The following is an 8,662-nucleotide window of genomic DNA, read 5'->3' on the forward strand; positions in this document are numbered from 1 at the left end:
GACGTCAAACTAAGTCTAGGGTGAGGACGGTCACATAGCCAGGGAGTCCTCGCGTGCTGTTGGCGCCAGGATTTCCGGAGGTTTGCGGGCGTATTTCGGCTCAGGCTGACCGCAACCCGCGACTTCCGGGCGAACTCGAGTTGCCATGGACGTGCCGCTGGGAAATGCGCGCTCATCTGCACGAATCGAAGGACGAATCCATGGGACGGAACCTGTATCGGCTGGTCGCCGCGGCCGCGGCGGTCGGTGTCTCGGCGATTGCGACCCCGGCCGCGTCGGCCGAACCGGTACCGCTGGACGGGCTTTTCGCGCTCGCACCGGGGGTCTGTGCGAACGGCGCGGTGACCGGCAGCTTCTTCCGCATGATCCTGCCGACCGGCGACGCGGGCGGCCCATACCTGCAGAACAGCGACTCCGGTTGCAGCGATCAGACCGTGACGCCGCTGGCCGCGGGCACCGACGGCGGGCTGATCGGCGGCAGCTATCAGCCACAGCCCGCGGCCGCCTTCGACGCCGCGGGCAACGCGCAGTCGGGCCGGGTGACCACGCCGGTCCGGTTCTACGGCGTCGATTTCGCGACGGCGACCAATCCGACCGATCCGCAGACAGGTGCCGGAGCCGGACTGCCGCAGATCACCGCCGACGGCGGGCAGCTGTCGGGCGACCTCAGCAGCCTGGGTGTCACCTGGAACAACCAGGTGTTCAACCAGGGTGCGCCCAAGCCCGGCGGCGGATTCCCCGGCAAGACCAGTCCGATTCGCGGAACCATCGATGGGGCAGGCAATTTCGTCATCGAATGGACCAGCCAGATCGTGGGCGGTCCGTTCAACAACTTCACCGGGCTATGGCATCTGGCCGGGCAGTACCGCGGAGGTGGATTGGAGCAGGCCGCTCCGGCGGCGGCGCCCATAGCCTCGGCACCACCCGCTGCCCCTGGACCGCCGCCCGCCGCCGCGCCACCGGCCGCCGTCGTGCCGCCCGCTGCCGCAGTACCTCCCGGCGCTGCTGTGCCGCCCGCCGCTGGGCCGCCTGCCGTTGCTGCACCACCCGCCGCTGTGCCCTCTGGCGCTGCGATACCACCGGCCGCGGCGCCCGCTCCGTCGGGGTCGGCTCGGGGCCTCGGTGAATCGCCCGCTCCCGATGGGTTCCCGCAGGGCGGGAATCAGACTGTGGCACTGGCGCAATCGCAGCCGGACGCCGCATTGGCGGCGCGCGCCACCGATATCTCACCGGGTCGGCAGGAACCCGTATGGCTGGTGCCGCTGCTGGTGATCGTCGCGGTGGTGGCCACCGGCGTATTCTTCGGTGCCGACCGGCTGGTCGGCCGCAGTCGCCCATGACATCGGCATCGAAAAGCCACGGTCTGCCCGCCTATTCGGAGTTCGCCTCCACTGTCGAGACGGCGCCCGATGCCAGGCCGCGCTGGCCCTTCGCGGTCTTGGCCGCGATCGGAATCGCGCTGATCGCGGTGCCCATCGCGACCGCGATGTTTCCACGAGCGGCCAAGGGCGAGGCCATGATCGATGGATTCGCGCCCTACGTCACCGCCTCGTCCGTGGCCGACTTCCGGACGGATCTTGCGGTACTGGACGATGCCCGTACCACCGTGGTCGATCTGAAGGCGCGGGAACAGGAGCCGAACCGATCCGAGCTCGTGGACCAGTTCGTCCGGGACTATCCCGGAATCCGGTCCGAGATCGGCAACATGGTCGGCACGATCGACCGGCATCGCGGTGACTACGACAGGCTGGCCGCGCTGCCGCCGTTCGGTGCACTGCCGTGGCTGCTCGCCCTGCCGGGCGTACTCCTCACCGCCGCAGGAGTATTCGGATTCCGCCGAGCCAGCGACGGCCGGTCCTCGCCGGTGTGGAGTTCTGTGGCGGCGCTGGCGGGCGCGGCGCTCATCGCGGTCCCGGTGGCGGGCGGCCTGTTCGGTGCCGCCGGGGCCGGTCAACCTGTCATCGACGGGTTCCGGCCGATTCTCACTCAGGCGCAGGTGCGAAAGATCCAGGGCTACTTCGTCACCCTGGTGGCCGCCGACGGCGATTTGAACAGCCGGTACGCACCCGCGGTGCGTGCGGCCCACCCGGAGGCGGACCTGTCGGGCCTCGCCGTGCTCGAAACCCGGTGGCAGCCGATGACATCGCGGTTCGCCGCGCTCATCGGTGCCATGAACGACAACATCGACGACTTCGACGCCGTTGCCGCACTGAACGATTCGACCAAGCCCTTGGGGTTCACCGGGTTCCGGGCCCTGGGCTGGTTTTATCTGGTCCCCGGTGTGCTGGTGCTCGCCGTGGTGGCGACCGGGATCGGCAAGCGGCACGGCGTGACAACAGCCGGAAGCGAGGGGAAATGAAGGCACGCGTATACCTCGGTGTGGCACTGGTTTCCGCCGCGGTCCTGTCCGGCTGCTCCGGAGGCGATACGTCTACGTCGAGCGGACCGGAACCACTGGTCGGACTGCTGCGGTTCACGCCGGGGTCGGTCGGTGGCGACGGCGTGACCGGGACCTGGTTCCGCATGGTCCAGCCCGGCGGCACCGCGGACCAGGGGCCGTACATGCCCAACGGCGATTCACTCGCACAGGGTGGCTCGACCACGCTGCTCGAGCCTGGCACCGCGGGCGGTCTGCGCACCGGCGGGTATCAGAGTGAGCCGAATCCCGGCTTCGACCACGGCAATTCGCTCGCCGCCTCGATCACGAAGCCCACGAAGTTCTTTGCCGTCGAGTTCGGGACGTCCACCAACTCGACCGATCCGCAGACCCGGCGGCAGGTGCCGCCGCCCACGGTGGTCAATGAGGACGGCAAGCTCACCGCCGACCTCTCGTCGTGGGCGGCCTCCTGGAACGACCAGGAGTTCAACCAGGGCGCACCGAAACCGCCGGAGAAGCAGGGCGCCCAGGTCGCCGGGAGCGAGCAGGTGCAGAAGGTCTGGGACTGGGTGGCGCACCAGTGGCTGGATCAACCGAAAGCCGATGCGCCCCAGGGCCCCTCGGCCACCGGCAGCTACGACCCGAAGACCCGCGCGTTCTCGCTGCAGTGGACCAGCCTCATCGTGGGCGGGCCGTTCAACGGATTCACCGGAGTGTGGCATCTCGAGGGTGTGTTCGAACCGGGCACGCCCGCTCCGGAATCGCCTGCGGCACCGCCGAAATAGCAGAATCAGAAGGAGCTGTGCCCGATGACTTCCCGCACGACCACGCCGAAACCATGGCTCACCGGCGCGATCCGGATCGTGGCCGCCGTGACGGCCCTGGGCAGCACGATCGCCGTGACCGCGCTGACCGTGCGCGACCACGACGAGCGCGCCGCCGCGGTGGTCTCGCAGGCGCCCGCCCCCGCCGCCCGCACCGCCGAGACCGCCTCCATGCCAACGGCTTCCGCCCCGGCAGCTCCGGGCGGCTCGGCTGCCGGGGCCACAGTTGCGGGTGGCGGGACCGCAGGGGCCGTCCCGCCCGGCAGCGCGCCCGGATCGCCATCCGCTGTCCCGGGCGGTGGGATTGCGGCGCCGCGTGGTCCGGCTGGATCGGTCCCGCTCGGTGGTGCGACGGGCGGCCCATTGGCGGTTCCGGGTGGTGGCCCCGTTGGATCCGTTCCGCTCGGTGGCGCGTCAGGAGGCACATCGGCTGTCCCGGGCAGCGGGGCCGCGGCGGGTGCTCCCGCGGGTTCCGTCCCCCTCGGTGGTGCGACCGGAGCCGCACCGGCGGGCACGAATACTCCGGGTGCCTCCGTGCCGCTGAATGGTGGGCAGAGCCCAGGTGCCGCCGATTCCGTGCCTCTGAATGGCAGTTCACCAAGCCCCGGTGTCACCGATTCCGTGCCCCTGGGTTCAGCGCCGGGCGCGGCCAACCTCTTCTCGGCCAACCCGGTGAACACTCAGCCACCCTGCCCGCTCGGCTGGCCCGCGCCGCGGCAGCAGGGCGGGCTGGCCTCGCTGATCGGCCTGGCGCCGCTGGCGGGACCGTTCTCCTCGGAGGCGTTCGCCCTGGGCTCGGTGTACCAGCCGATCCTGCAGTTGGCGGGCCCGGTGCTCGCCGAGGTCGCCCCGGTTATCACTCGGAACCAGCCGCTGATCGACCCCGTCATCTCCCAGGTCCAGGCCGTGGAAGCCGTTGTGCTGGAGGCGATTCTGCCGTACTACGGCCCCTACCGAGACCAGCTGATCGCCGCCGAGGGCGACCTCGCCAAGGCGCTGGCCCCCGTCCTGAACCAGGCATACAACACCGAGGCCGCCTCCTGCCTGGTGGCCTGGCAGGGCCAGCTCATCGATCAGGCGAAAGGCGGCCCGATCCGCGTGCCATCCCTGGCCCACCCGGGTATCACGGTGGAACTCACCCCCGAACCCTGAACAACCCATATCGCCGCTCTACGGGCACAGTGCGGGGCGCATGTCTTCGGGGATGTCTTCCGGCCAGCGCGGTGTGGCGAAGGCGTTCTTCTCCCAGGCGCAGAGGGTCTTCTCGACGTGACCGGCGAATCCGACGTCCCACAGCTGGGTGCCCAATGTGCCGCTTATCGCCAGGAGCCTGCCGTCCGGACTGAACGCCACCCCGTCGGGGGCGGTGCCGATGCCCGGGTTGGGGAGTGGCTTACCGATGGGGAGACGTGTTGCCGAGTCCCACAATTGGACGTCGTCGTCAGTCGCAGTGGCCAGGAGGCTGCCGTCCGGACTGAACGTCGTCGACTGGATCTCGACCTTCCCACCTGGATGGGTGAGTGGGTCACCGGCAGGTTCGCGTGAGGCGGTGTTCCACAGTCGGGTGGTGTTGTCCCTGCGGCCGGTGGTGGTGAAGAGGGTGCCGTCCGGACTGAATGTCACGGAGTCGTCGGAGTGGTCCTGATCGTCGAGTGGTTCACCGATGGGTTCGCGTCTGGCGGGATTCCAGAATTCGATCTCGGAGCTGATGGCGGCCAGCAGGCTTGTGTCCGGGCTGAACGCAACCGACGAGAACCTGTCGCGGGCGTGGGTCAATGGTTCACCGACGGGTTGGCGTGTATTGACGTCCCACAGTTGGGCTGCACCGCCCATGCCGGTGATGGCGAGGAGATTACCGTCCGGGCTGAACGTCAACGACGTGATCCAGCCGGCGCGGGTCGATAGTGGTTCACCGACAGGTTGGCGTGTGCCGGGGTCCCACAACCTGACGGTGCCGTCCTGGCTACCGGTGGCGAGGAGACGTCCGTCCGGGCGGAACGCCAGCACGGCGACATCACCGTGTTTGCCGAGGAATCGTTCACCGGCGGGCTTGTCAGTGGTGGTGTCCCACAACTGGACTTCGCCGCGACTGCCGGCGGCCAGGATTCTGCTGTCGGGACTGAACACGACCGAATCGATGGAGGGGTACGGGCGATAGACGCCCTGGAGCCTAGCGGGGTTCCACAGCCGGACGGTTCCATCGTCGCCGCCGGTGGCGAGGACGCCGTCCGGACCGAACGCCACGGCGCCGGTCCTGTCGGTGAGTGGAACACCGGCCCGCCGGAATGTGGCGCCGTCCAGCAACTGGACGGCGCCGTCATCGCTGACGGTGGCAATGACGTCGCCGTCCGGGCTGTACGCCATCGACTCGACCGAGTCGGTGAGGACGCGTTCGCTCCGGTAGCTCCGGTAGCCGTCTTGGTATCCGCTGGCCGAGCCCCATAGCTGAATGATCCCGTCTTCGTCACCAGTCGTCAGAGTACTGTCGCCGGGCTCGAACGCCATGGAGGTGACGAAGCCGACATTGTCGAGGGTGCTGCTGACGGGCCGGGCTGTGGTGGGGTCCACCAGCCGTAGGGCACCGCCGCCGCCGATGGCAAGGACGCCGCCGTCCGGACTGAACGCTACCGAGCTGGCGCTGCCGGGCGGGCCGTAGGTGAGTGGTTCGCCGACGGGCTCGCGAGTGGCGGGGTTCCACAGCCGGACGGTGCTGTTGGTGCTGTCGGTGTTGACGGTGGCCAGGACTGTGCGGTTGGGGCTGAACGTCAAGGAGGTGACTGCGCCTGTGCCCGTGAGTAATTCGCCGACTGGCTGTCGGGTGGCGGGGTCCCACAGTCGGACGGTGCCGTCGCCGCTGCCAATGGCCAGAAGTGCGCCGTTGGGGCTGAACGCTACGGAGGTGACTGCGCCGGTGGCCGCAAGTGGTGCGCCGACGAGCCTGCGGGTGGTGGGGTCCCACAGCTGGACGGTGCCGTCGCGGCCGCCGGTGGCCAGGAGCGTGCCGTCGGAACTGAATGCTATCGAGGTGACGGCATTGGTGTGGCCGGTCAGCACGGCGGTGAGCGGGTTGCGTGCGGCGGCGAGCATCGCGTGATGAGCCTCGGGGCTTGCATGCAGGCGCCATGCGGCCAGTGCGGACAAACGCGATGTGTAAGGGTCGGTGTCGGCCGTGCGCTGGCTCCGGTCGATGAGATCGCGGGCGAGTTCGATTCGGGGGTCGACATCGGGCTGCCGGGTCTGCTGAATCGCGACAACGGCGGTTGCGGCGAGGACAACGATCAGGCTGACGAGAACCACGACCACGGGCCGACGCCGCAGCATACGACGGCTGCCTGCACGTTGTGCGGCTGCGAGGAATCGGGGCACCCGGCCCGTCGGTGATGACCGGCGATCAGCGGCCGCGTCGGGATCCTTCGTTGAGGTGTCGGCCGTTGAAAACGGATCCATTCTGGTGCCCCCCGCCGAACTTGGAATCTATTGCGCAGCCGTACTGTACAGCGCTACGGGCCACGGCCACGTGCGGTTCACGGTGGCCGCGCTGCTTTGTTGCGATCTCGATGCCCGCGGGCGATCCCGGCCAAAAGCATGCCGGGAATTCAAGCACCTGAAGCATGCCGGGACCTGAAGCACCTGAAGCATTCCGGGAATTCAAGGACCTGGCTCCGCCTCATGCCGAGCTTCGGGAGTGGAGGGGTCGGGTGTTGGCTTGCTGTCGTGCTTCAGGGTTCGAGCGGTTCGGTCTTGGCCTCCCCGCAGCGCTTCGGGAATCAGGGACCAGGCTCTCGGCCTCCCCACCCTGCTTCAGGTAACAAGGGTGTGGGTTTGGCTCTTGGGATTCCCGGCGTGCCTGGGGGTCAAGGGTCTTTCGTATTCCCGGCGTGCCTGGGGGTCAAGGGTCTTTCGTATTCCCGGCGCGCTTTTGGCCGGGATCAGTTGTTTGGATAATCCAGCCACTCGATCCCATTTTCGTTGTCGTGTAGGGCATTTGGTTGTGTGTGGCATTGGGGCGGGGTAATGTCGGCTGCATCGTGACCGGTCAGGGGTCGATCCACCGGGCTCGCGGAGTTACCGGCATTCAGGTGCCGTTGCGTATTCAGGGGAATTCATCAGCGGGTGTTGTCGGCATCGTTCGAGAGCACAGCGCATGTGCGGTGAAACGACTACGGAAATTGGATGATTCGGCCGGTTCGTCTCGAAAACCGAGGACGGGATTCACCGATCGGCCGGGTTTCGTTCACGAATCCTGGATGACGTATCCGGGGCAGGGAGGAAGCAGATGTCGAAGAGGGGCTCCAGCATTCCCCGCCGCCAGCTCGGGCGACTCCTGCGGGATCTACGGCAGCAGGTGGGGCTGACCATCGCGGCGATGGCCGGGCTGATCGGGCGTAGCGCGTCCACGGTGCAGCGGCTGGAGGCCGGTACCGCCGACTGCATCCAGCTCGAGGACATCGAGGCGATCTGCCACGTCGCGGACGCCGACGCCGACACGGTAAATGCCTTGAAAGGGCTGGCCCAGCAGGGCAATAGCACGGTTTGGTGGCATCAGTACGGTGACCTGATCCCGGCGAATTTCGACGTGTACATGGGATTGGAATCGTCGGCGGTGCGGTTGACGGCCTTCGAGGAGTTGGTGCCCGGTCTGCTGCAGACACCCGACTACGCGCGGACGCTGATCCGAGCGGTGCATCCGGACGAGCCTGACAGTGAGATTGCGCGCCGCGTTGATCTGCGTATGCGGCGGCGCGCACTGATCACCAGGAAGGCCCGCCCGGTGGTGATGGCGATGATCCTGGACGAGTCAGCGCTGATCCGGACGATCGGCGGTCGGCGGACGATGGGCGCTCAGCTGCGCCACGTCGCGGACATGGGAACGCGGCCGAATATCGAGATCAGGATTCTGCCTCATACCGCTGGAGTACCGTTGGGCGACTTGACCGGCCCCTTCAACATCCTGGACTTCGAGGAGAAGACCGGCAGTATCCCGATCGAGCCTCCTATCGTCTACGTCGAAAGCTATACGGGCGCGATGTATTTCGAGGATGGGGACGCGGTTGGGCGTTATCACGCCGCGCACGCCACCCTCTGGCGTGTAGCGTTGAATGCACAGGAGAGCAGGGATCTGCTCCGCCGTGTAGCAAGGGAGTACGGAGCATGAACGGTGATCTGTCCGGAGCCCACTGGTTCAAGAGCAGCCGCAGCGGCGGAAGTCAGAATTGTGTCGAGGCCGCGTTCCTGGATGGTGGCATGGTCGGTGTCCGTGACTCGAAGGATCCGTCCGGTCCTGCCTTGGTCTTCACCCCAGCTCAGTGGGATGAGTTCCTAGCCGGTACCCGCGCGGGCGAGTTCGGGAACAGGTAGCAGAGCAAAGGGGGCGGGATCGTGAACGCTGATCTGTCCGGAGCCCGCTGGTTCAAGAGCACCCACAGCGGAGCTAGTCAAGATTGTGTCGAGGCTGCGTTTC

General features: G+C 67.6%; 9 protein-coding genes. 7 read left to right on the top strand and 2 right to left on the bottom strand.

Translation table 11 applies throughout. The annotated features are described in order from the left end of the window. The first annotated feature begins 200 nt into the window (after positions 1-200). From NM1_RS32450 to NM1_RS32460, 3 genes are read left to right on the top strand one after another with little or no spacing between them, the layout of a single operon-like run. Positions 201-1,340 carry a hypothetical protein gene (locus NM1_RS32450; protein WP_246011766.1) on the top strand — a complete coding sequence of 380 codons (1,140 nt, stop codon included), beginning with the start codon at positions 201-203 and terminating at the stop codon, positions 1,338-1,340. Next, entirely contained in the window at positions 1,337-2,359 is a 1,023-nt protein-coding gene (locus tag NM1_RS32455; RefSeq protein ID WP_084520258.1) for a hypothetical protein, read from the top strand. Before NM1_RS32450 ends, NM1_RS32455 begins: the two co-directional genes overlap by 4 nt. Further along, positions 2,356-3,162 (top strand): hypothetical protein, encoded by an 807-nt coding sequence (locus NM1_RS32460; RefSeq protein ID WP_068028870.1) that lies wholly within the window; start codon positions 2,356-2,358, stop codon positions 3,160-3,162. Before NM1_RS32455 ends, NM1_RS32460 begins: the two co-directional genes overlap by 4 nt. Positions 3,163-3,167: 5 nt before the next feature. On the opposite strand, the gene NM1_RS32465 is transcribed toward NM1_RS32460, so the two are convergent. Next, a complete protein-coding gene (locus NM1_RS32465; RefSeq protein WP_068028873.1) occupies positions 3,168-3,374 on the bottom strand; it encodes a hypothetical protein in 207 nt (68 codons plus the stop codon). Between the two features lie 448 nt (positions 3,375-3,822). On the opposite strand from NM1_RS32465, the gene NM1_RS32470 reads away from it, so the two are divergent. Continuing rightward, complete coding sequence (locus tag NM1_RS32470; protein ID WP_068028876.1) at positions 3,823-4,353, top strand: hypothetical protein; 531 nt, start codon at positions 3,823-3,825, stop codon at positions 4,351-4,353. A gap of 18 nt (positions 4,354-4,371) precedes the next feature. Here NM1_RS32470 and NM1_RS32475 read toward each other — a convergent pair whose 3' ends face one another. Further along, positions 4,372-6,522, bottom strand: a complete 2,151-nt coding sequence (locus tag NM1_RS32475) for a WD40 repeat domain-containing protein (RefSeq protein ID WP_068028879.1) — start codon at positions 6,520-6,522, stop codon at positions 4,372-4,374. A gap of 955 nt (positions 6,523-7,477) precedes the next feature. On the opposite strand from NM1_RS32475, the gene NM1_RS32480 reads away from it, so the two are divergent. The 3 genes from NM1_RS32480 to NM1_RS41640 all read left to right on the top strand — a co-directional run. After that, positions 7,478-8,356, top strand: coding sequence for a helix-turn-helix domain-containing protein (locus tag NM1_RS32480; protein WP_068028882.1), 879 nt, complete (start codon positions 7,478-7,480; stop codon positions 8,354-8,356). Next, entirely contained in the window at positions 8,353-8,559 is a 207-nt protein-coding gene (locus tag NM1_RS41635; RefSeq protein ID WP_084520260.1) for a DUF397 domain-containing protein, read from the top strand. Before NM1_RS32480 ends, NM1_RS41635 begins: the two co-directional genes overlap by 4 nt. A gap of 21 nt (positions 8,560-8,580) precedes the next feature. Further along, a partial coding sequence (locus NM1_RS41640; protein WP_157124051.1) for a DUF397 domain-containing protein occupies positions 8,581-8,662 on the top strand: 82 nt, incomplete at its 3' end.

Source organism: Nocardia mexicana NBRC 108244, from assembly GCF_001613165.1.
Lineage (GTDB): Bacteria > Actinomycetota > Actinomycetes > Mycobacteriales > Mycobacteriaceae > Nocardia > Nocardia mexicana.

What these genes read in the sequence shown, in the direction of transcription:
- NM1_RS32465 (WP_068028873.1), bottom strand. Translation starts at nt 3,374, where the DNA reads ATGGAGGCGGTCTCGGCGGTGCGGGCGGCGGGGGCGGGCGCCTGCGAG.
- NM1_RS32450 (WP_246011766.1), top strand. Translation starts at nt 201, where the DNA reads ATGGGACGGAACCTGTATCGGCTGGTCGCCGCGGCCGCGGCGGTCGGT.
- NM1_RS32455 (WP_084520258.1), top strand. Translation starts at nt 1,337, where the DNA reads ATGACATCGGCATCGAAAAGCCACGGTCTGCCCGCCTATTCGGAGTTC.
- NM1_RS32460 (WP_068028870.1), top strand. Translation starts at nt 2,356, where the DNA reads ATGAAGGCACGCGTATACCTCGGTGTGGCACTGGTTTCCGCCGCGGTC.
- NM1_RS41635 (WP_084520260.1), top strand. Translation starts at nt 8,353, where the DNA reads ATGAACGGTGATCTGTCCGGAGCCCACTGGTTCAAGAGCAGCCGCAGC.
- NM1_RS32475 (WP_068028879.1), bottom strand. Translation starts at nt 6,522, where the DNA reads ATGCTGCGGCGTCGGCCCGTGGTCGTGGTTCTCGTCAGCCTGATCGTT.
- NM1_RS32480 (WP_068028882.1), top strand. Translation starts at nt 7,478, where the DNA reads ATGTCGAAGAGGGGCTCCAGCATTCCCCGCCGCCAGCTCGGGCGACTC.